This is a genomic window from Chromobacterium indicum (genome assembly GCF_039708975.1).
Lineage (GTDB): Bacteria > Pseudomonadota > Gammaproteobacteria > Burkholderiales > Chromobacteriaceae > Chromobacterium > Chromobacterium piscinae.
Genome location: NZ_JAYFSJ010000014.1, coordinates 1 through 22,335, shown reverse-complemented (window position 1 = coordinate 22,335; position 22,335 = coordinate 1). Strand labels below are relative to the sequence as shown.

The 22,335-nt window shown below is 65.2% G+C and carries 30 protein-coding genes; 26 read left to right on the top strand and 4 right to left on the bottom strand.

Features of this window, described 5'->3' with window-relative positions; translation table 11 throughout:
- Position 1 precedes the first annotated feature (1 nt).
- Genes ctaD through VA599_RS18195 form a run of 4 tightly spaced genes read left to right on the top strand, consistent with a single transcriptional unit; the run spans position 2 to position 3,243 of the window.
- Positions 2-1,639 (top strand): cytochrome c oxidase subunit I, encoded by a 1,638-nt coding sequence (gene ctaD / locus VA599_RS18210; RefSeq protein WP_346789892.1) that lies wholly within the window; start codon positions 2-4, stop codon positions 1,637-1,639.
- A gap of 14 nt (positions 1,640-1,653) precedes the next feature.
- The gene (locus tag VA599_RS18205) at positions 1,654-2,196 is read left to right on the top strand and encodes a cytochrome c oxidase assembly protein (protein WP_346789891.1); all 543 of its coding nucleotides are present in this window, start codon (positions 1,654-1,656) and stop codon (positions 2,194-2,196) included.
- Between the two features lie 2 nt (positions 2,197-2,198).
- Complete coding sequence (locus VA599_RS18200; RefSeq protein ID WP_021478396.1) at positions 2,199-2,375, top strand: DUF2970 domain-containing protein; 177 nt, start codon at positions 2,199-2,201, stop codon at positions 2,373-2,375.
- Between the two features lie 10 nt (positions 2,376-2,385).
- The gene (locus tag VA599_RS18195; protein WP_021478397.1) at positions 2,386-3,243 is read left to right on the top strand and encodes a cytochrome c oxidase subunit 3; all 858 of its coding nucleotides are present in this window, start codon (positions 2,386-2,388) and stop codon (positions 3,241-3,243) included.
- Between the two features lie 6 nt (positions 3,244-3,249).
- Here the strand turns inward: VA599_RS18195 and VA599_RS18190 are convergent, their stop codons facing one another.
- Positions 3,250-3,447: a DUF2909 family protein gene (locus VA599_RS18190; protein ID WP_021478398.1), complete on the bottom strand. Its 198-nt coding sequence runs from the start codon at positions 3,445-3,447 to the stop codon at positions 3,250-3,252.
- Positions 3,448-3,550: 103 nt separating this feature from the next.
- On the opposite strand from VA599_RS18190, the gene VA599_RS18185 reads away from it, so the two are divergent.
- The 22 genes from VA599_RS18185 (at position 3,551) to VA599_RS18080 (ending at position 20,004) form a co-directional block, all read left to right on the top strand.
- Complete coding sequence (locus tag VA599_RS18185; protein ID WP_346789890.1) at positions 3,551-4,165, top strand: SURF1 family protein; 615 nt, start codon at positions 3,551-3,553, stop codon at positions 4,163-4,165.
- Positions 4,152-4,661: a hypothetical protein gene (locus VA599_RS18180; protein ID WP_046156254.1), complete on the top strand. Its 510-nt coding sequence runs from the start codon at positions 4,152-4,154 to the stop codon at positions 4,659-4,661. The genes VA599_RS18185 and VA599_RS18180 overlap by 14 nt, the downstream gene beginning before the upstream one ends.
- 47 nt (positions 4,662-4,708) lie before the next feature.
- Positions 4,709-5,740, top strand: coding sequence for a COX15/CtaA family protein (locus tag VA599_RS18175; protein WP_346789889.1), 1,032 nt, complete (start codon positions 4,709-4,711; stop codon positions 5,738-5,740).
- On the top strand, positions 5,737-6,636 hold the full coding sequence (locus VA599_RS18170; protein ID WP_046167684.1) for a heme o synthase: 900 nt from the start codon (positions 5,737-5,739) through the stop codon (positions 6,634-6,636). The genes VA599_RS18175 and VA599_RS18170 overlap by 4 nt, the downstream gene beginning before the upstream one ends.
- Positions 6,636-7,214: an SCO family protein gene (locus VA599_RS18165; RefSeq protein WP_021478403.1), complete on the top strand. Its 579-nt coding sequence runs from the start codon at positions 6,636-6,638 to the stop codon at positions 7,212-7,214. Before VA599_RS18170 ends, VA599_RS18165 begins: the two co-directional genes overlap by 1 nt.
- A gap of 45 nt (positions 7,215-7,259) precedes the next feature.
- Complete coding sequence (locus VA599_RS18160) at positions 7,260-8,024, top strand: flagellar brake protein (protein WP_235047877.1); 765 nt, start codon at positions 7,260-7,262, stop codon at positions 8,022-8,024.
- Positions 8,025-8,060: 36 nt separating this feature from the next.
- On the top strand, positions 8,061-8,702 hold the full coding sequence (gene hisG / locus VA599_RS18155; protein ID WP_021478405.1) for an ATP phosphoribosyltransferase: 642 nt from the start codon (positions 8,061-8,063) through the stop codon (positions 8,700-8,702).
- Between the two features lie 90 nt (positions 8,703-8,792).
- Positions 8,793-10,097 carry a histidinol dehydrogenase gene (gene hisD / locus VA599_RS18150; RefSeq protein WP_346789888.1) on the top strand — a complete coding sequence of 435 codons (1,305 nt, stop codon included), beginning with the start codon at positions 8,793-8,795 and terminating at the stop codon, positions 10,095-10,097.
- A 60-nt stretch (positions 10,098-10,157) separates the two neighbouring features.
- Entirely contained in the window at positions 10,158-11,144 is a 987-nt protein-coding gene (locus VA599_RS18145) for an ABC transporter substrate-binding protein (RefSeq protein WP_021478407.1), read from the top strand.
- Between the two features lie 79 nt (positions 11,145-11,223).
- On the top strand, positions 11,224-12,294 hold the full coding sequence (gene hisC, locus VA599_RS18140; protein WP_346789887.1) for a histidinol-phosphate transaminase: 1,071 nt from the start codon (positions 11,224-11,226) through the stop codon (positions 12,292-12,294).
- Positions 12,295-12,301: 7 nt separating this feature from the next.
- Positions 12,302-12,895, top strand: coding sequence for an imidazoleglycerol-phosphate dehydratase HisB (hisB, locus tag VA599_RS18135; protein WP_021478409.1), 594 nt, complete (start codon positions 12,302-12,304; stop codon positions 12,893-12,895).
- On the top strand, positions 12,892-13,530 hold the full coding sequence (hisH, locus tag VA599_RS18130; protein ID WP_021478410.1) for an imidazole glycerol phosphate synthase subunit HisH: 639 nt from the start codon (positions 12,892-12,894) through the stop codon (positions 13,528-13,530). Before hisB ends, hisH begins: the two co-directional genes overlap by 4 nt.
- 21 nt (positions 13,531-13,551) lie before the next feature.
- Positions 13,552-14,292, top strand: coding sequence for a 1-(5-phosphoribosyl)-5-[(5-phosphoribosylamino)methylideneamino]imidazole-4-carboxamide isomerase (hisA, locus tag VA599_RS18125; protein WP_021478411.1), 741 nt, complete (start codon positions 13,552-13,554; stop codon positions 14,290-14,292).
- Positions 14,293-14,364: 72 nt separating this feature from the next.
- The gene (gene hisF / locus VA599_RS18120) at positions 14,365-15,129 is read left to right on the top strand and encodes an imidazole glycerol phosphate synthase subunit HisF (protein WP_346789886.1); all 765 of its coding nucleotides are present in this window, start codon (positions 14,365-14,367) and stop codon (positions 15,127-15,129) included.
- Entirely contained in the window at positions 15,126-15,509 is a 384-nt protein-coding gene (hisI, locus tag VA599_RS18115; RefSeq protein ID WP_021478413.1) for a phosphoribosyl-AMP cyclohydrolase, read from the top strand. Before hisF ends, hisI begins: the two co-directional genes overlap by 4 nt.
- A gap of 135 nt (positions 15,510-15,644) precedes the next feature.
- Positions 15,645-15,971, top strand: a complete 327-nt coding sequence (locus VA599_RS18110; protein ID WP_021478414.1) for a phosphoribosyl-ATP diphosphatase — start codon at positions 15,645-15,647, stop codon at positions 15,969-15,971.
- A gap of 17 nt (positions 15,972-15,988) precedes the next feature.
- On the top strand, positions 15,989-16,312 hold the full coding sequence (locus VA599_RS18105; RefSeq protein ID WP_021478415.1) for a histidine triad nucleotide-binding protein: 324 nt from the start codon (positions 15,989-15,991) through the stop codon (positions 16,310-16,312).
- A 36-nt stretch (positions 16,313-16,348) separates the two neighbouring features.
- Positions 16,349-16,555: a Sec-independent protein translocase subunit TatA gene (gene tatA / locus VA599_RS18100; RefSeq protein ID WP_021478416.1), complete on the top strand. Its 207-nt coding sequence runs from the start codon at positions 16,349-16,351 to the stop codon at positions 16,553-16,555.
- Positions 16,556-16,569: 14 nt separating this feature from the next.
- Positions 16,570-17,091, top strand: coding sequence for a Sec-independent protein translocase protein TatB (tatB, locus tag VA599_RS18095; protein WP_104945514.1), 522 nt, complete (start codon positions 16,570-16,572; stop codon positions 17,089-17,091).
- Positions 17,088-17,831, top strand: a complete 744-nt coding sequence (gene tatC, locus VA599_RS18090; RefSeq protein ID WP_021478418.1) for a twin-arginine translocase subunit TatC — start codon at positions 17,088-17,090, stop codon at positions 17,829-17,831. Before tatB ends, tatC begins: the two co-directional genes overlap by 4 nt.
- Entirely contained in the window at positions 17,828-18,175 is a 348-nt protein-coding gene (locus VA599_RS18085) for a DUF2069 domain-containing protein (protein ID WP_021478419.1), read from the top strand. Before tatC ends, VA599_RS18085 begins: the two co-directional genes overlap by 4 nt.
- Positions 18,176-18,372: 197 nt before the next feature.
- A complete protein-coding gene (locus VA599_RS18080; protein ID WP_021478420.1) occupies positions 18,373-20,004 on the top strand; it encodes a methyl-accepting chemotaxis protein in 1,632 nt (543 codons plus the stop codon).
- A gap of 66 nt (positions 20,005-20,070) precedes the next feature.
- Here the strand turns inward: VA599_RS18080 and VA599_RS18075 are convergent, their stop codons facing one another.
- The 3 genes from VA599_RS18075 to VA599_RS18065 all read right to left on the bottom strand — a co-directional run bounded on the left by VA599_RS18075 (position 20,071) and on the right by VA599_RS18065 (position 22,184).
- Complete coding sequence (locus tag VA599_RS18075) at positions 20,071-20,859, bottom strand: TatD family hydrolase (RefSeq protein ID WP_346789884.1); 789 nt, start codon at positions 20,857-20,859, stop codon at positions 20,071-20,073.
- Complete coding sequence (locus VA599_RS18070) at positions 20,859-21,542, bottom strand: hypothetical protein (RefSeq protein ID WP_346789883.1); 684 nt, start codon at positions 21,540-21,542, stop codon at positions 20,859-20,861. Before VA599_RS18070 ends, VA599_RS18075 begins: the two co-directional genes overlap by 1 nt.
- A gap of 114 nt (positions 21,543-21,656) precedes the next feature.
- Positions 21,657-22,184 (bottom strand): P-loop nucleotide/nucleoside kinase family protein, encoded by a 528-nt coding sequence (locus tag VA599_RS18065; RefSeq protein WP_346789882.1) that lies wholly within the window; start codon positions 22,182-22,184, stop codon positions 21,657-21,659.
- Positions 22,185-22,335 lie beyond the last annotated feature (151 nt).

Here is a 22,335-nt window from a genome sequence, read left to right as displayed (position 1 = left end):
CATGGCAATCGCGGAAACCACCCACGCCGGCGGCGCCCACCACGGCAAGCCGCATGGCATCGCCCGCTGGCTGATGGCCACCAACCACAAGGACATCGGCACGATGTACCTGTGGTTCTCGTTCACGATGTTCCTCACCGGCGGCGTGCTGGCGCTGTGCATACGCGCCGAGCTGTTCAGTCCCGGCCTGCGCTTCTTCCAGCCGGAGCTGTTCAACCAGCTGACTACGCTGCATGGCCTGATCATGGTGTTCGGCGCCATCATGCCGGCCTTCACCGGCATGGCCAACTGGATGCTGCCGCTGATGATAGGCGCGCCGGACATGGCTTTCGCGCGGATGAACAACTGGAGCTTCTGGCTGCTGCCGCCGGCGGCGCTGCTGCTGCTGATGTCGTTCGCGGTGCCGGGCGGCGCGGCGGCGGCGGGCTGGACGCTGTACGCGCCGCTGTCCACTCAGATGGGCATGGGCATGGACATGACCATCTTCGCCATCCACATCCTCGGCATCAGCTCCATCATGGGGTCGATCAACATCATCGTCACCATCCTCAATCTGCGCGCGCCGGGGATGACGCTGATGAAGATGCCGATGTTCGCCTGGGCCTCGCTGATCACCGCCTACCTGATCATCGCCGTGATGCCGGTGCTGGCCGGCGCGGTGACCATGGTGCTGACCGACCGCCACTTCGGCACCCATTTCTTCAATGCGGCCGGCGGCGGCGACCCCATTCTTTACCAGCACGTGTTCTGGTTCTTCGGCCACCCCGAGGTCTACATCATGGCGCTGCCGGCTTTCGGCATCGTCAGCCAGGTGATTCCCACCTTCGCCCGCAAGCCGCTGTTCGGCTACACCTCGATGGTGTACGCCACCAGCTCCATCGGCATCCTGTCCTTCATGGTGTGGGCGCACCACATGTTCGTCACCGGCATGGCGGCCACCGCGCAGCTGTTCTTCATGTACGCGACCATGCTGATCGCGGTGCCCACCGGCGTGAAAGTGTTCAACTGGATCGCCACCATGTGGGAAGGCGCGATGAGCTTCGAGACGCCGATGCTGTTTTCGATAGGCTTCATCCTGCTGTTCACCATCGGCGGCCTGTCCGGCATCACGCTCAGCGTGGCGGCGGTGGACATCCAGTTGCACGCCAGCTACTACGTGGTGGCCCATTTCCACTATGTGCTGGTGGCCGGCGCGTTGTTCAGCCTGTTTTCCGCGATCTACTACTGGTTCCCCAAGATGAGCGGCCGGATGTACAACGAGAGGCTGGGCAAGCTTCATTTCTGGTGGTCGATGATCTGGTTCAACGTCACCTTCTTTCCGATGCACTTCCTGGGGCTGGCCGGGATGCCGCGGCGGATTCCGGACTACGCGCTGCAATTCACCGACTTCAACCGCATCGCCAGCGTCGGCGCCTTCATGTTCGGCCTGGGCCAGCTGATCTTCCTGTACAACATCCTGCATGCGCTGCGCCACGGCGAAAAAGCGCCGCACAAGCCCTGGGAGGGCGCCAACACGCTGGAGTGGGAGCTGCCGACTCCGGCGCCCTACCACAGCTTCGAACAGGCGCCGCGGGTCGAAGTTGGCGAAAACGGCGTGATCCTGTCCTGCCTGGAGGGCGGTGAGGGGCATTCGCACTGAGAGGGGAGGCGGGCATGGACGCGATGGCGATGCGGCGGCGGAATCTCCGGCTGGTGAAGCGGCTGGTGCTGATCGCCGCGCTGATGTTCGCTTTCGCCTGGGCGATGATTCCGCTGTACCGCATCGTGTGCGAAAAAACCGGCCTCAACGACGTCGTCAAGGCGGATGAGCTGCAGAAGGAGGACCTGATCGCCGGCGACGGCGAAGTCAGGATGACCTTCGACTCTACCGTGCAGGCCGGGCTGCCGTGGCAGGTGCAGCCGATGACAACCCACCTCAAGGTCAAGCCGGGGACCTTCGTCCAGGTGCAGTACCGGATCACCAACGCCAGTTCGCGCGCGGTGGTAGGCCAGGCGCTGCCGCGTTATTTGCCGGCCGAGGCCAGCGAGTATGTCAAGAAGCTGGAATGCTTTTGCTTTACCCAGCAACGCTTCAAACCGGGCGAGACCCGCACCTTCCCGGTCGTGTTCGTGATAGACCGCAAGCTGCCGGCCTCGATCACCAGCATCACACTGGCCTATACCGTGTTCGACGTGCCGGGCCAAGGGAAGGGATAGCCATGAGCTGGGGACAAGGGGTCAAGGCAGTGCTGGGCGCATTCATCGGCGTGCGCAAGGGGACGGCCTCGCAGGTCGACCAGGCGCTCAAGCCGTGGCAATTGATTGTCACCGCGCTAGCGTTGGCGGCAGGGCTGATCGCAGCCCTGCTGCTGCTGGTGTCCTGGGTGACCCGCTAGGAGGAATGAGATGGCAAGCGTAGAAGAGCAGGACCGTTATTTCGTGCCGACGCCGTCGCGCTGGCCCATGGTGGGCTCGCTGGCTCTGTTCTGCATCGGCCTGGGCGCGGCGTTCGCCGTCAACGGGATGCTGCTGGGCAAGGTGTCGCTGGCGCTCGGGATGCTGATCCTGGTGGCGATGCTGGTGGGCTGGTTCGGCGACGTGATCCGGGAAAGCCGGCTCGGCGTCTATCTGGGGCGGGAGGACATGTCCTTCCGCTGGGGCATGGGCTGGTTCATTTTCTCCGAGGTGATGTTCTTCGGCGCGTTCTTCGGCGCGCTGTTCTGGGTGAGAACGGTGTCGGTGCCGGAGCTGGGGTCGCTGGACTACAAGATCCTGTACCCGGATTTCGAAGCGTCCTGGCCGTTGTCCACCGGCCCGGGCATCACCCAGGCTTATCAGGCGATGGAGGCCTGGGGCTTGCCATCGCTGAATACGATGATTTTGTTGAGTTCAGGCGCCACCGTCACCTGGGCGCATTGGGGATTGCTGCAGGAGAAGAGAAGCCAGTTCACGCTGGGGCTGCTGTTGACCGTGGTGCTGGGCTGCACCTTCCTGGCCTTGCAGATGCACGAGTATGGGCACGCCTTCAGCAAGCTGAACCTGACGCTGGCCTCGGGCGCGTACGGCATGACTTTTTTCATGCTGACTGGTTTCCATGGCCTGCATGTGCTGCTGGGGTCCATCATCCTGTTTGTGGTGTGGCTGCGCAGCATGCGTGGGCATTTCGACGCCCATCACCATTTCGCTTTCGAGGCGGCCAGCTGGTACTGGCACTTTGTGGACGTGGTGTGGCTGCTGCTGTTTATCTTCGTTTACTGGCTATGAGGGAAATTAGACATGGTGCGGGCGCCACCAGCCGAACAGCGCGCCCAGCAACAGCAGCAGGAATAATCCAATGGACAGTCCAACCCGCAGGGTCAGGGAGCGCACCAGGCGCTGAGAGCCGTGTTCGGCCTTCATCAGCCCGGTCAAACCCCAGAACAGGGCCAGGACGATACAGGCAAGCAACAACAGGATGACGAGTTTCATGACCGTATCCTCCACGCAAACTGATCCGGAAAACAAGCCAAAGTCTAAATGGCAACGAACGCTGTGGCTGTTTCTGTTGGTAATCAACTTATTACCATATGTATTGGCAGTATGGCAGTGGCAAAGGGGGCAAGACAAGGAGGCGCTGCTGAACTCACTGACCAGCGCGATGAGCGTGGCGCCGGTGGATTTGGTCTACCGCGAAGCGGAGCCGCCGCCGGAGTTCACCCGGGTCAGGCTGAACCGGGCCGAGCCGGCCGGACCGGTGATCGAGCTGCGCAACAGCTTCATGGCCGGCCAGGCAGGGAGGCGCATCCTGCAGCCTTGGCGGCAGGGGGATGATCGTTCGCTGGTATTGCTGGATCTGGGATGGCTGGTCGACGGCGCCCCCTTGCCGGTTTTCCGGCCGGAGCAGGTGCAGGCCCAGGGTTATCGGATGCCGACGCCGCGCCATTTCGTGCTGTCTGGCGCGGTCAAGGGCGCCGAAGGTCCTGTCGACGCGGTGGACGAAGCGGTCTTGCACCGCCGATATCCCGGGCATTGGTTCCAGGGCGTGGTGGTGCTGGAAAGCTCCCCTGAGCCGCTGTTGCACTGGCCGGTGGTGCCGGAGTTCATGCCAGACCGCCACTATGCTTACGCGCTGCAATGGTTTCTGCTGGGCGTTTGCATCAGCGGGGCCAGCTGGCTGATGTGGAGGCGCAGGCATGAAATCCATTAACCGAGGGCGAGTGGCATTGCTGGCGATGGGCTTGCTGTGCCTGGCGCCGGTGCTGGCCGCGCTGTTGGCTTATTGGTTGTTGCCGCCCCAGGGCGGGCGCAGCTATGGCCAATTGCTGCCCACCCATCCTTTCGCCGCCGCGGCGCAGCCGCAATGGCCGCGTGGAAAGTGGGTGCTGGCGGCGGTTTTGGGCACGGAGTGCCATGGGCGTTGCCAGCAGCGCTGGCATGCGATGCGCCAGATAGAAAGGGCGCAGGGCGAAGCGGCTGGTCGCCTGACCAGAGTGGCCTTGCAGGTTTCGGAGCAGGCGCCGCGGCTGGATGTGCCGCACCGGCTGCCGCACTCGACGGAGTCGGCCTTGCCGGCCGGCAACCTGGGCTTTTATCTGGTCGATCCGTTGGGCAATCAGGTGATGTTCTATCGGGACGGCGCGGATCCGCGCTTGATCATCGATGAAGTGGCCAAGGTGTTGAAGGTGAACAACGGGCTGGGCTGAGCCGGCGGCTGACCGGCGGACACGCTGTGCACTGGGGGGCGCTCGCCATGCGGAAACTGGTTTGGCTGGCTTTGCTGCTGGCCGTCGTCGTGGTGCCGTTCGGCGCCTATGTCAGATTGTCCCACGCGGGCCTCGGGTGCCCGGACTGGCCGGGCTGCTACGGCCAGATTTCACCGGCGCATGCGGCCGACAGCATACTCCAGGCCCAGGCGCTGTCGCCGGAAGGCCCGGTTAGCCTGGGCAAGGCCTGGCGCGAGATGCTGCACCGCTATCTGGCGGGCAGCCTGGGCGCGCTGATCGCGCTGATCGCCTGGCGGGCCTGGCGGGAAAAGCGCCAGCGTCTGCCGGCGGGGCTGTTGCTGGCGGCGCTGGGCTTGCAGGGCCTGTTGGGCATGCTGACCGTCACCTTGCTGCTCAAGCCCGTCATTGTCACTTCCCATCTGTTGGGCGGCATGGCGGTGCTGCAGATTCTCGTCTGGATGGCCTTGTCCCCGGGCTTGCCGCCTGTCGCGGTTCCCGCAAGGCAAGTCAGGCTTGCCGCTTGGCTGGTCTCGGCGCTGGCGCTGCAACTGGCGCTAGGCGGCTGGGTGTCCAGCAACTACGCGGCGCTGGCTTGCCAAGGCTTTCCCGCCTGCAACGGCGAAAGCTGGCCGGCGCTGCGTTTCGATCACGCCTTCCATCTGTTGCGCGAATTGGGCGAGGCGCCGGACGGCAGCCTGCTCGACTTCGCCAGCTTGGTGACCATACATTGGCTGCACCGGCTGGGTGCGCTGCTGGTGTCTCTATTGCTGTTGTCGCTGCTGTGGCTGGGCTGGCGGGAGCGAGCGCTGCGGCGGCACCTGCTGTGCCTGGGCATGGCATGGGCGGTCCAGGTGGGTCTGGGCGTCGCCAACGTGCTGCTGCAACTGCCGTTGCCGCTGGCGGTGGCGCATAACGCCGGCGCGGCCTTGCTGCTGGCGACGTCCTTGCTGCTGTTGTCCCGGCTGCATGCGAGGGAAACGGAAAGGCGGCGCGTGGCCTGGCCGAGGCTGCCGTTTTTCCATCACGAGCGTTTGAGCGGGCCGGGAGAGGGGCGATGAGCGCCGTCGGCCTGCCGTTGTGGCGGCAACACGCTTACGCCTTGTGGCAGCTGTCCAAGCCGCGGGTGGTGGCGCTGATCGTGTTCTGCGCGGTGATCGGCATGTTCCTCGCCAGCCCGGGCGTGCCGGATGCCGCGGTGGTGGCGCCGGCCACGCTGGGCATCGCGCTGGTGGCCGGCGCGGCGGCCATGGTCAACTGCCTGGTGGAGCGCGGCGTTGATGTCAGGATGCGGCGCACCGCCTGGCGGGCTACGGCCACCGGCGAGGTGGGCGCGCGGGAGACGCTGCTGGCGGCGCTGGCGGTCGGCGGCATGGGGCTGGCGCTGCTGCTGGCCTGCTGCAATGCGTTGACCGCCTGGCTGACCCTGGGAACTTTTGTCGGCTACGCCATTGTCTACACTTTGTTGCTCAAACCGAACACACCGCAGAACATCGTGATCGGCGGTGCCAGCGGAGCGATGCCGCCGGTGCTGGGGTGGGTGGCGGTCAACGGCGAAATCGACGCGTTCGCGCTGGTGCTGTTCCTGATCATCTACACCTGGACGCCGCCGCATTTCTGGGCGCTGGCGCTGTACCGGCGCGACGATTACGCCCGCGCCGGCTTGCCGATGCTGCCGGTCACCCATGGCCAGCGCTACACGACGCTGTCCATCGTGTTGTACGGTTTTTTGCTGACGGCGGTCACGCTGTTGCCAGTGGCGCTGGGCGAGGCGGGGGCAATATATCTTGGCGCGGTTTTGCTGCTGGACGGCAGATTGTTGTTCCTTGCCGTCAGGCTGCATCGCCAGTATGCTGACACTTTGGCGCGCCGCCTGTTCGCTTGGTCCATCTGGTATCTGACCTGGCTGTTCGCGGCGCTTTTGCTTGACCATTACTACCTGATTCCATTGAGCTGATGTCCCGACTCCTGAAGTGCCTGCTAGGCTTGTTCGCCGCGTTGGTTTTGTCCGCCTGCGCCCAGAAAATCGATTTCAAGGGCACCGCCATCGAGGATGCCTCGATGGGGGGCGATTTCAAGCTGACCGATTTCCACGGCAAGCCCCGCAGCCTGGAAGAATTCCGCGGCAAGGTGGTGGCGCTGTTCTTCGGCTATACCAGTTGTCCCGACGTTTGCCCGACCACGATGCTGGAGTACGCGTCGGTGATGAAGCAGTTGGGCGCCGACGGCGACAAGGTGCAGGTGATGTTCGTCAGCGTCGATCCCGAGCGGGATACGCCCCAGGTTCTGGCCGGCTACGTGCCGCATTTCGACAAGCGATTCATCGGCCTGACCGGCGCTGCCGGCGACATCGAAAAGGTGATGAAGCAGTACAAGGTTGTCGCACAGAAGGTGAAGAACGAGGAGGGCGGCTACACCGTCGACCACAGCGCCGGTTCCTATCTGCTGGACAAGGAAGGCAAGCTCAGGGTGTACGAGGCCTACGGCACCCCGGCGGCCAACCTTGCTTCTGATATCCGGCAGTTGTTACGCTAAACTTGGCGTATCACTCAACCCCGCAGACATGAAGGCCGGAATATCGTGAGCAACGACAATACGCCAGCCATGCCGGCAAGTTCGCATCAGCCGCTGGATCTGGCCAAGTTCACCCTGAGCTCGCCGACCGAGATCGCGCAGCATCTGACCAATATCGCCAAGCACGGTCATATGGTGACGGTTTTTGCCAACAAGGGTAAAAACTTCATTCTGACCCGGCTGTTGGAGGTGGATTACCAGGCCGGCGTTTTCGTTTTCGACTGGGGCGCAGAGGAAGAAACCAATGCCCAGGTTCTGAACAGCGAGCGCAATGTCTTCGTCTGTTCTCCCGAGGGCGTCAAGACCCAGTTTGTCACTGGCCAGATCAGCCGGGTGATGGTGGACAACCGGCCGGCCTTCCAGTGCCGGCTGCCGGAGCAGGTGATCAAGCTGCAGCGGCGCGAGTTTTTCCGCATTCAGACGCCGCTGGGCCAGCCGATTTTTTGCCATATCAGCGATTTCGGCCAGCGGGAGATCGATCTCGCGTTGTTCGACATCAGCCTGGGCGGCCTGAGCCTGTGGCTGCCGGGCGTAGATACGCCAGGCTTCGACATCGGCCAGCAGTACCGCCAGTGCTCGATCGATCTGAAACCGTTCGGCACGCTCTCGCTGGGCGTCGAGGTGCGCCACCGCCTGACCGCGCGGATGCGCAACGGCAACGAGGCGATGCGGGTGGGATGCTCCTATCTCAACCTGACGCCGCCGATGGAAACCATCATCCAGCGTTATGTCGGCTTCCTCGAGCGCGAACGCCGCGCGATGGTGGGTTGACCGGACTTATCGAAATCCTTTTCGCAGTAGAACATCATGAAGCTGACCATTGCCCTGTCCAAGGGCCGCATCTTTGAAGAAACGCTGCCCTTGCTGGCGGCTGCCGGCATCGTGCCGGCGGAAAACCCGGAATCCTCGCGCAAGCTGATCATCGGCACCAACCACCCGGACGTGCAACTGGTGATCGTGCGCGCGTCCGACGTGCCCACCTATGTGCAGTACGGCGCGGCCGATCTCGGCATCGCCGGCCGCGACGTGCTGATCGAGCATGGCGGCGCCGGCCTGTACCAGCCGCTGGACCTCAACATCGCCAAATGCAAGATGATGGTGGCGGTGCAGGAAGGCTTCGATTACGACGCGGCGGTGCGCCGCGGCGCGCGGCTGAAGATTGCCACCAAATATCCGCAGATCGCCCGCGAGCATTTCGCCAAGAAGGGCGTGCACGTCGACATCATCAAGCTGTACGGCTCGATGGAGCTGGCGCCGTTGGTTGGCCTGGCCGACGCCATCGTCGACCTGGTGTCCACCGGCGGCACGCTGCGCGCCAATAAGCTGGAGGCGGTCGAGCACATCATCGACATCAGCTCGCGCCTGGTGGTGAACCAGGCCGCGCTGAAGCTCAAATACGACGCGATCCAGCCGGTGCTGGACGCTTTCGCCGGCGCCGTGCCGGCCTGACCGTTTCCAACTCATGACGCTCCGCCGGTCAACCGATTGCCGGCGGCCGGCGTTGCCCATTCTTCAAGCTCCAAGCATCAGAGAATCATCATGTTGAAACTGTCCTCCTCCCAGCCCGACTTCGCCGCGCGCCTGAAAGCGCTGCTGGCCTTCGAAACCGCGCAGGACCCCGCAGTCGACGCCGCCGTGGCGTCCATCTGCGCCGATGTCCATCATCGCGGCGACGCGGCGCTGGTGGAGTACACCAACCGTTTCGACCGCATGCAGGCGGCGGGCATGGCCGACCTGACGCTCAGCCGCGAGCAGCTGGAAGCCGCGTGGGGACGTTTGCCGGCCGATGTGCGCGACGCGCTGTCCGCCGCCGCCGACCGCGTGCGCCGCTACCACGAGAAGCAACTGGCGCATTCCTGGAGCTATGAGGACGAAGACGGCACCTTGCTGGGCCAGCAGGTGACGGCGCTGGACCGCGTCGGCATCTACGTGCCGGGCGGCAAAGCCGCATACCCGAGCTCGGTGCTGATGAACGCGCTGCCGGCCAAGGTGGCCGGCGTCGGCGAAATCATCATGGTGGTGCCGACGCCGGGCGGCGAGCGCAACGACCTGGTGCTGGCCGCGGCCTACATCGCCGGCGTCGACAAGGTGTTCACCTGCGGCGGCGCCCAGGCGGTGGCCGCGCTGGCCTACGGCACCGAGACCGTGCCGCAGGTGGACAAGATCACCGGCCCGGGCAACGCCTACGTCGCCGCCGCCAAGCGCCGGGTGTTCGGCGTGGTCGGCATCGACATGGTGGCCGGCCCGTCGGAGATCCTGGTGATCTGCGACGGCGACACGCCGCCTGACTGGGTGGCGATGGACCTGTTCAGCCAGGCCGAGCATGACGAGATCGCCCAGGCCATCCTGCTGTGTCCGTCAGCCGATTACATCGAGCAGGTGGAGGCCAGCATCCAGAAGCTCATGCCGTCCATGCCGCGCCGCGCCATCATCGAAGCCAGCCTGGGCAACCGCGGCGCGCTGATCCAGGTGGCGAACCTGGCCGAGGCCTGTGAGATCTGCAATTACATCGCTCCGGAGCACCTGGAGCTGTCGGTGGCCGATCCGGACGCGCTGCTGCCGCAGCTGCGCCACGCCGGCGCCATCTTCATGGGTCGCTTCACCTCGGAAAGCCTGGGCGACTATTGCGCCGGTCCGAACCACGTGCTGCCGACCAGCCGCACCGCGCGTTTCGCCAGCCCGCTGGGCGTCTACGACTTCCAGAAGCGCAGCAGCCTGATCCGCGTGTCGCAGGCGGGCGCGCAGAAGTTGGGCCGCATCGCCAGCCTGCTGGCGCACGGCGAAGGCCTGACCGCGCATGCCCGCGCCGCCGAGCTGCGGCTGGAGGATGGGAAGCCGGGCTAGGGCATTTCCGCGCGGTCCTCTACCCTGAAAGCTGGCAAGGCCGGCGGAGGAGTGGGAGCGATGGCGAGGATAGGCGTGTGGCTGGCGGTTGGCCTGCTGTGCTTGGCCGCGTCCGCGTTCGGCGCGGAAAAGAAGGTGTTCCTGCTGGAGAGTTATCACAGCGATTACCAGTGGGATCATGACTACCGCGCGGCGCTGTACGAAAAGCTGTCCGGACGGTGCGAACTGGCGGTGTACACGCTGGACAGCAAGCGCCTGCCGCGCGAGCAAGTGCTGATCCGGGCTGAGGAGGCGCGCAAGCGCATCGCCGCGTTCCAGCCCGATCTTGTCATCGTTGGCGACGATGCCGCGTTACAACTGGTGGGGAGCAAGCTGGCCGAGGCCGGCGTTCCGGTCATCTATCTTGGCATCAACAACAATCCGCGCAACTATTTCCAGTCCACGCCGAGCAATATCAGCGGCGTGCTGGAGCGGCCGCTGATCCTGCGCAATATTTTCGAGCTGGGGCGCATGGTGCCCGGCTTGAAGCGCGCGCTGGCCCTGTTCGACAGCGACTTGACTTCGCGCATCATCCGCGACGAAGCCTTCGTCGGCCGGGACAACATCCGGCTGGGCGGCATAGACGTCGACATCGCGCTGCCCTACACCTTCGCCGAGTGGCAGCAGCGTGTCCTGCAGGCGCCGCAGCGCTACCAGGCGATCTGGGTAGGACTGTATTTCACGCTGCGCGACGACAACGGCAAGGTCGTGCCTAGCGACGAAGTGATGCGCTGGACCGCGGCCAACAGCAAATTGCCGATGTTCGCGTTCTGGAATTTCGCGGTAGGCAAGGGCAAGGCCATAGGCGGCCGGGTGCTGACCGGGCGCGAGCAGGGGCTGGAGGCTGCGCGGATGGCGCAGGCGATGCTGTTCGAGAACCGCAGCCTGTCCTCATTGTTCCCGGTCACGCCGTCGGAAGGCGAATATCTGTTCAGTCGCAGCGAACTGGCGCGTTCCGGCCTGTCGCTGCCGCCGCAGGTGGCGCGCAAGGCGCATTGGGTCGAGTAGCCCAAAACCGGCGAAACTTGTAGGATGGACGTTCCGGCCTGGCGCGCGCCGCGCGGCCGGCAAGGGGCGAGAAAGAGACATGAAACTGACTGTGCAACAACTGGTGCGGCCCGAGATCGCCGCCATCGGGGCCTACCACGTGGCCGACGCCTCCGGCTTCATCAAGCTGGACGCGATGGAAAACCCGTGGCCGCTGCCGGTCGAGCTGCAGCATGAACTGGCCGCCGAGCTGGCCCAGGTGGCGCTGAATCGCTATCCGGACGCCAACGGCGGCGGCCTGAAAGACGATCTGCGCGCCGCCTTCGCCATTCCCGCTGCGGCCGACGTCGTGCTGGGCAACGGGTCGGACGAGCTGATCACGCTGGTCACCCAGGCGCTGGCGCGTCCCGGCGCCAAGCTGTTGGCGCTGGAGCCATCGTTCGTGATGTACAAGATGAACGCGCTGTTCTCCGGCCTGCAGTACGTCGGCGTGCCGCTGAGCGGTGATTTCACGCTGGATCTGCCGGTCACGCTCGCCGCCATCGAGCGCGAGCAGCCGGCGGTGGTGTTCGTGTCCTACCCCAACAATCCCACTGGTCCGCGCTACGCCCGCGACGAGGTGATGGCGATCTGCCGCGCCGCGCCGGGGCTGGTGGTGGTGGACGAGGCCTATCAGAGCTTCGCCTCCGACAGCTTCATGGACCTGGCCGGCGAGCTGGACAATCTGCTGGTGATGCGCACGCTGTCCAAGCTGGGCCTGGCCGGCATCCGCCTCGGCTATGCGGCGGCCAGCCCGGCGTGGATCAATGAATTGAACAAGGTGCGGCCGCCGTACAACGTCAATGTGCTGACCCTCGCCGCCGCCCGTTTCGCCCTGAAGCATCTGGACGTGTTCAACCGCCAGGCGGCCGAGCTGCGCGCCGAGCGCGCGAAACTGTCGGCGGCGCTGGCCGCCTTGCCTCAGTTGGCGGCGTTTCCGTCCGAGGCCAATTTCGTCACCGTCCGCGCGCCGGACGCGCCGGCCCTGTTCCAGCACTTGAAGGCGTCCGGCATCCTGATCAAGCAACTGCACGGCAGCCACTCGCTGCTGGCGAACTGCCTGCGCCTGACCGTGGGCAGCCCGGACGAAAACGCCGCGCTGCTGTCCGCCATCCAACGTTTTTTCGCCTGAAGCCGCAATGAGAACCGCAACCGTCACTCGCAACACGCTGGAAACCCAGATCACCGTCAGCCTGAATCTGGACGGCACCGGCGTCGGCCGCTTTGAAACCGGCGTGCCCTTCCTCGACCACATGATGGACCAGATCGCCCGCCACGGCCTGATCGACCTGGACGTCAAGGCGGTGGGCGACCTGCATATCGACGCCCACCACACGGTGGAAGACATCGGCATCACGCTGGGCCAGGCTTTCGCCAAAGCCATCGGCGACAAGAAGGGCATCCGCCGCTACGGCCACGCCTACGTGCCGCTGGACGAGGCGCTGAGCCGGGTGGTGATCGACCTGTCCGGCCGCCCGGGCCTGGCCTACAACGTCGACTACACCCGCGCCAGCATCGGCCAGTTCGATGTGGACCTGTTCTCCGAATTCTTCCACGGCTTCGTCAACCACAGCATGGTTACCCTGCACATCGACAATCTGCGCGGCCACAACAGCCACCATCAGGCCGAGACCATCTTCAAGGCTTTCGGCCGCGCGCTGCGCATGGCTTGCGAGCACGATGAGCGCATGGCCGGCATCACGCCGTCCACCAAAGGGACGCTGTCGGCATGAAGGTTGCAGTGATTGATTACGGCATGGGCAATCTGCACTCGGTGCTGAAGTCCCTGCAGGCCGCCAACGAAAACGGCGCCGATATTTTCCTGACCCGCGACCCGGAAGCGGTGGTGAAGGCCGACAAGGTGGTCTTCCCCGGCCAGGGCGCGATGCCCGACTGCATGCGCGAGCTGAACCGCCACGGCCTGGCCGAGGCGGTGCGTGAAACCACGCAGAGCAAGCCGTTTTTTGGAATCTGCGTCGGCGCGCAGCTATTGTTCGAACATAGCGAGGAAGGCGACACCGCCGGCCTGGGCCTGTTCCCGGGCGACGTGCGGCGTTTCGCCGACGATCTCGTCGCCGGCGGCGAGCGGCTGAAGGTGCCGCACATGGGCTGGAACCAGGTTTACCAGACCCGGTCCCACCCTTTGTTCGCGGGCATCGCCGACGGCGAGCGCTTCTATTTCGTCCACAGTTACCATTTCGCGCCGGCCGACGCGGCGCTGACGCTCGCGGAAAGCGATTATCCGCAGCGGTTTGCTTGCATCGTCGGGCGTGGCAACATATTCGCCACGCAGTTTCACACCGAAAAGAGCCACCGGGCCGGCCTTCAGATGATGAAGAACTTCCTGGTCTGGGACGGCAATGTTTAACTTACGAATACACCTAGCACCATGCTGCTGATACCCGCGATAGACCTGAAAGACGGTCAATGCGTACGCCTGAGACAGGGCGCGATGGACGACGCCACCATTTTTTCCGACGATCCGGTCAAGGTTGCCGCCCACTGGCGCGACCAGGGCGCGCGACGCCTGCATCTGGTGGACTTGAACGGCGCCTTCGCCGGCAAGCCGAAAAACCTGTCGGTGATCCGCGACATCCTCGGCGAGGTCGGCACCGACATGCCGGTGCAGCTGGGCGGCGGCATCCGCGATCTGGACACCATCGAGGCCTACCTCGACATGGGCCTGTCCTATGTGATCATCGGCACCGCCGCGGTCAAGACGCCGGGCTTCCTGCACGACGCCTGCGACGCCTTCCCCGGCCAGGTCATCGTCGGCCTGGACGCCAAGGACGGCATGGTGGCGATCGACGGCTGGGCCAAGATCACCAACCATAATGTGATCGATCTGGCCAAGCGCTTCGAGGACTATGGCGTCAACTCGGTGATCTACACCGACATCGGCCGCGACGGCATGATGACCGGCGTCAACATCGACGCCACCGTCAAGCTGGCGCAGGCGCTGACCATCCCGGTGATCGCCTCCGGCGGACTGACCAACCTCGACGACATCCGCGCGCTGTGCGCGGTGGCGGACGAGGGCGTGGAGGGAGCGGTCACCGGCCGCGCCATCTACGAGGGCAGCATCGATTTCGCCGCCGCGCAGACGCTGGCGGACGAACTGGCCGGCTGAGCCGGCTGACCGCGTGGAAGCGGCGGGCATGTCCCGCCGCTTCGGCGCGCCTGAAGCTTTCTGGAAACGCACATGCTTGCCAAACGCATCATCCCCTGTCTGGACGTGACCGCCGGCCGCGTGGTCAAGGGCGTCAACTTCCTGGGCCTGCGCGACGCGGGCGACCCGGTGGAGATCGCCCGCCGCTACAACGAGCAGGGCGCCGATGAACTGACTTTCCTCGACATCACCGCAAGCTCCGACCAGCGCGACATCATCCTGCACGTCATTGAGGCGGTGGCCGAGCAGGTGTTCATCCCGCTGACCGTCGGCGGCGGCGTGCGCAGCGTCGCCGACATCCGCCGCCTGCTCAACGCCGGCGCCGACAAGGTCAGCATCAATACCGCGGCGGTGACGAATCCCGAGTTCGTCCGCGAGGCGTCCGATCACTTCGGCAACCAGTGCATCGTCGTCGCGCTGGACGCGAAGGCGGTGACGCCGGAGAACGACCGCTGGGAAATCTTCACCCATGGCGGCCGCAACCGCACCGGGCTGGACGCCGTCGAATGGGCGCGCAAGATGCAGGTGCTGGGCGCCGGCGAAATCCTGCTCACCAGCATGGACCGCGATGGAACCAAGGTTGGCTTCAACCTGCCGCTGACGCGCGCGGTGTCCGACGCGGTCAACATCCCCGTCATCGCCTCCGGCGGCGTCGGCAATCTGCAGCATCTGGTCGACGGGGTGAAGGAAGGCCACGCCGACGCGGTGCTGGCGGCCAGCATCTTCCACTTCGGCGAATACACGGTGACGGAAGCCAAGCAGGCGATGCGCGCCGCCGGCATCGAGGTGAGGCTATGAGCTGGCTGGACGAAGTGAAGTGGGACGACAAGGGCCTGGTGACCGCCATCGCCCAGGACGCGGCCAGCGGCCGGGTGCTGATGGTGGCGTGGATGAGCCGCGAAAGCCTGCAGCTGACCGCCGACACCGGCATCGCCCACTACTGGAGCCGCTCGCGGCAAAAGCTGTGGAAGAAGGGCGAGGAGTCCGGCCATCTGCAGCACGTCAAGGAGCTGCGCCTGGATTGCGACGGCGACGTGATCGTGATGCAGATCGAACAAATCGGCGGCATCGCCTGTCACACCGGACGGGAGAGTTGTTTCTACCGCCGTTTCGAGAACGGCGGCTGGACGACGGTGGACGCGGTGCTGAAAGACCCGCACGCGATCTACCATCCCTGAATTGCGGCCGGTCAACGCCGGCGCCGCCGGCCGGGTTACAATGGCGGACCGGTTTTGCCAGAATGTCATGCCCGCGCCGTATACTGGAAGGCTGGCGGGCATCAGAGCCTGAACAGGGCTCGAAAGGATAAGGATATGACCCCGGACGTGTTGAAGAACATAGCCGATACGCTGGAAGCCCGGCGCGAGGCGGCGCCGCAATCGTCCTACGTGGCTTCGCTGTTCCATAAGGGCGAAGACGCCATCCTGAAGAAGGTGGCGGAAGAGGCGGCCGAGACGCTGATGGCGTCCAAGGACAAGGACAAGCTGCATCTGGTGCGCGAAGTGGCCGACTTGTGGTTCCATACCATGGTGCTGTTGACATATCATGGCCTGCGCCCGGAAGACGTGGTGATGGAGCTGCATCGCCGCGAGGGCATTTCCGGCCTGGACGAGAAGGCCGCGCGCAAACCCACAGCCTGAATGACGGAACACTCACGATGAGCGATTGCCTTTTCTGCAAGATCGTGGCGGGCCAGATTCCCGCCAACAAGGTTTACGAAGACGACGACGTGCTGGCCTTCCACGACATCCGTCCGATCGCGCCGGTGCATTTCATGATCATTCCCAAGCGCCACGTCGACTCGCTGGCCCATTGCGGCCCCGAGCACGAGGCGGTGCTGGGCAAGATCCTGACGCTGGCGCCCCGGCTGGCCAAGGAGCAGGGCCTGGAGTCCGGCTTCAAGACCGGCATCAACACCGGCCGCGGGGGCGGCCAGGAAGTATTCCATCTGCACGTGCATGTGTTCGGCCACAAGGGCTGAGCGCGGCTCCCGTTTTTTCATCAAGGAAGAGTCACAATGGGTTCTCTGAGCATCTGGCATTGGCTGATCGTGCTGCTGATCGTGGTATTGGTGTTCGGCACCAGGAAGCTGCCCGGCATCGGCAAGGACCTCGGCAACGCGGTCAAGGGCTTCAAGGAAGGCATGAACGAAGGCGCCAAGGAAGGCCAGCCGCCGGCCAAGGACGCCGGCCGCATCATTGACGGCGAAGCCGACAAGAAATGACGTGGTGACGCGGCGTGTTTGACATCAGTTTCGGCGAATTCGCCCTGATCGGCGTGGTGGCGCTGGTGGTGCTGGGCCCGGAGCGTCTGCCCGCGGTGGCGCGCACCGTCGGCGCGTTGCTGGCCCGCGCCCAGCGCTTCGTCGCCAATGTGAAGGCGGACATGCAGCAGCAAGCCAATCTGCAGGGGCTGGATTCCATCCGGCAAGACCTGCAGGAGGCGGCGCAAAGCTTCCGCGGCCAGCTGGAGGCCGAGGTGCAGCAGGTCCGCGACACGATAGACCAGGGCGCCGCCGACGCGCGCGCGCTGGCCGATGAGGCGGCGGAGCCTTTCCACGAGGCCGAGCGCACGATACACGGCGGACCTGCGCCGGACGCGGAGGCCGAGGCTCATGAAGCCGAGGCGCATCCGCCCGAGGCGGCTCCGGCCGCGCCAGCCGATGTCCCGCCGCGCGACGAAAACCAGCTGGACCTGTTCGACGACGCTTCGCCGAGCAGGCCCGCCTCCCAACCTTCCGCAACACAAGCCCGCGAATGAACGAACAACCGCTGCTCGCGCACCTGATCGAGCTGCGCACCCGGCTGGTGCGCGCGCTGCTCGGCATCGCCCTGGCGTTTCTGGGGCTGTTCCACTGGTCATCCGACATCTACCACCTGCTGGCCAAGCCGTTGCTGGACGCGTTGCCGCAGGGCGGCAGCATGATCGCCACCGAAGTGACGTCCACTTTCTTCGTGCCGATGAAGGTGACCATGCTGGTGGCCTTCCTGGTTTCGCTGCCCAACACGCTGTACCAGATCTGGGCCTTTGTCGCGCCCGGCCTGTACAGCCATGAGAAGAAGCTGGTGCTGCCATTGGTGCTGGCCAGCCTCTTGCTGTTCCTCACCGGCATGGCCTTCGCTTATTTCCTGGTGTTCCCGGTGGTGTTCCACTTCATGTCGGCGGTGACGCCTGCCGGCGTCAGCATGATGACCGACATCGACAAGTACCTGTCCTTCGTCCTGGGCATGTTCCTGGCTTTCGGCACCACGTTCGAGGTGCCGGTGGTGGTGGTGTTGTTGACGCGGATGGGGGTAGTGACGGTAGCCAAGCTGCGCGAGGCGCGGCCTTATGTGATCGTCGGCGCTTTCGTGGTCGCGGCCATTGTCACGCCGCCGGACGTGTTGTCGCAAACGATGCTGGCGGTGCCGCTGTGGCTGCTGTTCGAGGCCGGGGTGCTGGTGGCGGCGCTGCTGGAGCGCAAGGCGCGCGCCCGCGAACAGGCGGAGAGCGCGCCATGAGCCGCGAAGCCTGCCGCGCCGGCGCGTCCGCCGCGCTGATCGCCCTGATCGCGTTGACGCTGGCCTGGGAGCTGTGGCTGGCGCCGCTGCGCGCCGGCGGCTCCTTTCTGGCGTTCAAGGCCTTGCTGTTGCTGCTGCCGCTGCGCGGCATCCTGGCGGGGCGGCTCTATACCTATCAGTGGTCGAGCATGTTCATCCTGGGATTTTTCATCGAGGGCGTGATGCGCGGCTGGGCCGACCATGGCCTGTCGCAGCGATTGGCATGGTGTGAAGTCCTGATTAGTACACTATTCTTCATCTGTGTATTGGGATACGCCAGGAGCTTCAAGAAGCTCAAGGCCTGAGGCTCGCCAGAATCAAGGAAGACCGGCATCCCATGATGCCGGTTTTTTTTTGAGATTTTTGCCACTGATATCGCGTGAACTTAGCCGTTCAGAATGCCGCGGCTGGCAGGCCGACGGGACGCTCATCTAGAATCGCTGCACAAAACGGATCGGACTCAGTCCGGCCACTTTCATCTCATCGGGTGTGGGGAAGTACAATGCGGAATTTTTCCATCGCGGCCAGGATTACCCTCGGCTTCGGGCTGCTATTGGCAGCCCTGGTTCTCACCGGCGTGTTCACGCAGTTGGGTTTGAACAAGATTTCGACGCGGGTGGCGGAAGTCAGCTCGCACGAGTTGGTGTTCTACACGGACATCGTCGATTTGCAGCGCGGCATGGGCAATTTGCGCCGCTTCGAGAAAGACTATTTCATCAATATCTCCAGCGACGCCAAGCGCGCCGAGTATCTGGGCAAGTGGAAGGACGCGCTGGCCGGGGCGCAGAAGTCGATCCAGCAGGCGGGCACGCATCCGCTGGACGACGGCGCCAGCCAGAAGCTGGCCAAGCTCGGCACGTTGCTGGCCGGCTACGCCGACGGTTTTGGCAAGGTGTCGGCCCAGGTGGAGGCCAAGCAGTTGACCGCCACCGCCGACGCCAACCACGAGCTGGACAAGTACAAGGAAAATATCCACCAGATGGAAGGCGCGACCGAGGAGCTGGCCAAGGCCGCGGCGGACGCCGTCGGCCTGCTGGACGACCAGATTGACGCCACCGCCACCGCGGTGCGCAGCCAGTTGATGACCGAGATCATCATCGCGCTGGGCGTCGGCGTCTTGTTCGCCTGGTACATCATTTCCTCCATCCGCCAGCCGCTGCTGAAAATGCGCGACGCCAGCCAGGAGCTGGCCGACCAGCGCAATCTGCGCTTGCAGTTGCCGGATTTCGGCCAGAACGAGTTGGGCAGCGTCGGCGGCTCGCTGGGCAAGCTGGTGGACAGCGTCAGGTCGGTTGTCGAGGAGTCGCAGCAACACTCCGCCAGCCTGGCGAAAGCGGCCGGACAGCTGTCCGGCGTCAGCGAGCACGTGTCGTCGGCTTCCGTTCACCAGTCGGAGGCGGCGTCCAGCGGCGCGGCGGCGATCGAGCAGATGTCGGTCAGCATCAATCTGGTGGCCGACAGCACCCAGGACGTCGAGCGCCAGGCGAGGCTGACCATGGAGCAGGCCAGCGCCGGCACCGAGCTGGCGCAGAAGGCGGCCGGCGAGATCCGCCAGATCGCCAGCACCATCACCGAGACCGCGACGGTGATGGACGGCTTGAACCAGCGCTCGTCCGACATCAGCGACATCGTCCGCGTCATCCACGACATCGCCGAGCAGACCAATCTGTTGGCGCTGAACGCGGCGATCGAGGCGGCGCGCGCCGGCGAGATGGGCCGCGGCTTCGCGGTGGTGGCGGACGAGGTGCGCAAGCTGGCGGAACGCACCAGTCAGGCCACCACCGAGATCTCCAGCCACATCGACGGCGTGCTGGCCGACACTCAGCGCGCCTACCAGAGCATGCAGCAGGCCAACAGCCGCATCGAAAACGGCGTGGTCAGCGCCTCCAGCGTCGCCGACGCGCTGGGCCAGATCCGCGAGCTGGCCCAGCAATCGGTGCAGCGCATCGCCGACATCGCCAACGCGATCAAGGAGCAGAGCCTGGCCAGTCAGTCGGTGGCGCGCAATGTCGAGCAGATCGCCCAGATGAACGGCCAGACCACCGAGGCTGCTACCGAGGCCAGCAAGCTGGCCACCGAGCTGAGCGGCTTGTCCGAGGAGCTGGACGCCTGCCTGCAGCGTTTCCGCACCTGAGTCCGGCGCGCGCGGTGACAAACCAAAGCCCCGGCTGCGCGCCGGGGCTTTTTGTTTGCCAGCGCGTCAGGGCAGGGCCAGCGCCGCCAGCGTGTTGTCGCGCAGCGCGCGCCGCAGCTGCGCGGTGTCCATGCCGCGCAATCCGGCCAGCACCTCGACGAAACGGGCCAGCTGGAAGGGTTCGTTCGGCGCGTCCTGCGCGTATTCTGGGCGGATGTCCGGCGCGTCGGTTTCCAGCACCAGGCTGGAGAGCGGCAGGGTGGCGGCCAGCGCTCGGATGCGGCGCGAGCCGCTGTAGGTCATCGCGCCGCCGAAGCCCAGCTTGAAGCCCTGGCGGATGAAGGCTTGCGCCTGTTGCTCGCTGCCGTTGAAGGCATGGGCGATGCCGCATTCCACCTTCTGCTCGCGCAAGTATTTCAGCACCCGGTCCACCGAGCGGCGCACATGAAGCACCACCGGCAGGCTGTGTTTGCGGGCCAGCTTCAGCTGTTCGACCAGCAGCGTCTCCTGCCGTTCCGGGTCCAGTTCGGGCAGATAGAAATCCAGGCCGATCTCGCCGACGGCGACCGGCGCGTGCCGCGCCAGGTACTCGTCCAGCAGGGCCAGGTGCTCGTCAAGATGCCGGTCCAGGTAGATGGGATGCAGGCCGAAGGCGATCCAGCAGCCATAGCGCTCGCGCATCGCCAGCACGTCATCGAAGGTGCCGGCCATCACCGCCGGCACCAGCAGCTGGCCGACGCCCGCCGCGCGCGCGCGCGCCGCTACGCCATCCACGTCCGGCGCCAGCTCCGGCGCGTCCAGGTGGCAGTGGCTGTCTATCAGGCAGTCTTCGGCCGGCAGCGGATCGAAGCGCATCACAGTTTCCAGGTGAAGCCCAGCAGCGTCTGCCAGCCGGCGGTATGCTCGCCGGTGTTTTCCGCCGCCCAGCGGCTGCCGGCGCCCAGGTCCAGCGTCCAGTGGCGGGAGAGTGGGTGCGACATCACCAGCAACAGATTGCTTTGCTCCAGCTGCCAGCCAGATCCGTCGTCATGGTGATTCAAACCCAGCCGGCGCTTCTGGTTGGCCAGACTGGCCCAGCCCAGCACTGAAAACTTCTGGCCCATCCAATCGCCCAGCGGCGCGTCCAGCGTGGCTACCAGCAACTGGCCGGGATGGCTGTCGCCGATGCGGCTGGCGTAGCCGAAGGACAGGCTGCCGTCGCGCGGCAGGTCGAAGCCGTAGCGCGTCAGCGCCAGGCTCTGCGACACCCCGCCGCCCAGGCTCCAGGCCGGCTCGTTGGCCACGCCCAGCGACACCCATCCCGCGGGCGCCGGCAGCGCCCAGCCGCCTTCGCCATCCTGCACATAGAGCGCGCCGAAACGGGTGCGGTATTGCAGGTCCACGCTGGGTTGCAGCCGCGAGGAGTTGCCGTAGGACGTTTGCCGCGTCATCAGCTCGGTGCTGATGGACAGATCGAAATCCTTGCCGTCTTCGGCATGGCAGGACAGGGCGGCCAGCGACAGGCAGAGCAGGCTGGCGACGGTGAGCGGGCGTGGCATCGGAGCTCCGGTATGGGAAAGGGCCGCGGCGCGGCCCGGTTCAAGCGATTATTTTAGCCAACTTGGCGACGAAGCGCGCCAGATGCGGGTCGCTGTCGGCGCGCAGGCCGCTAGTCATCCCGCGGACTTCGGCCATCTTGTTTCGATCTCGGCGGCAATCCGTTCCGCCGCCTGCTCCGCGGCGAGCAAGCAGGCGTCTATGCGCAAATCCGCGGTATCCCAGGTTTCATAGCTGCGGCGAACCACGGTCTCCCAGTCCGGCAGCCGGTGGCCAGGGATGTCGGCGGCGCGGGACTCCAGCTGGGCTCGCTGCTCGGTCTGGTCCGAACAGACGATTTCCACCTCCAGCAGGCGCGCGCCGGCTTCCTTGGCCGTTGCGCGCCAGGCTTCCCGGGTGATGGGGAGAGGATTGACCGAGTCGGCGACGACGATATGGCCCAGGCGCAGGTTGTCCGCCGCCAGCGCATAAGCGGCCAGATATCCTTCGGGGCCGATCTGGGCGAGGCTGCCGGCGCGCAGCAGCGCCTGCTCGATCGTGTCGATGCGCAGATGCGTCGCGGCCAACTTGCCGGCAAGCAGCCTGGCGATGGTGGTTTTGCCCACGCCGGGCAAGCCGCCTAGGGCGATCAACAGGCCGCTCACGCGTCTTCTTCCTCCGGCTGCAACTGCTGCAGCAGGTAGAGCTTGTGGTAGATGCCGCCGTGCCGCATCAGCGCGTCATGGTCGCCGGATTCGGCGATGCGGCCGTGGTTGAGCACGACGATGGCGTCGGCGTCGCGGATGGTGGACAGGC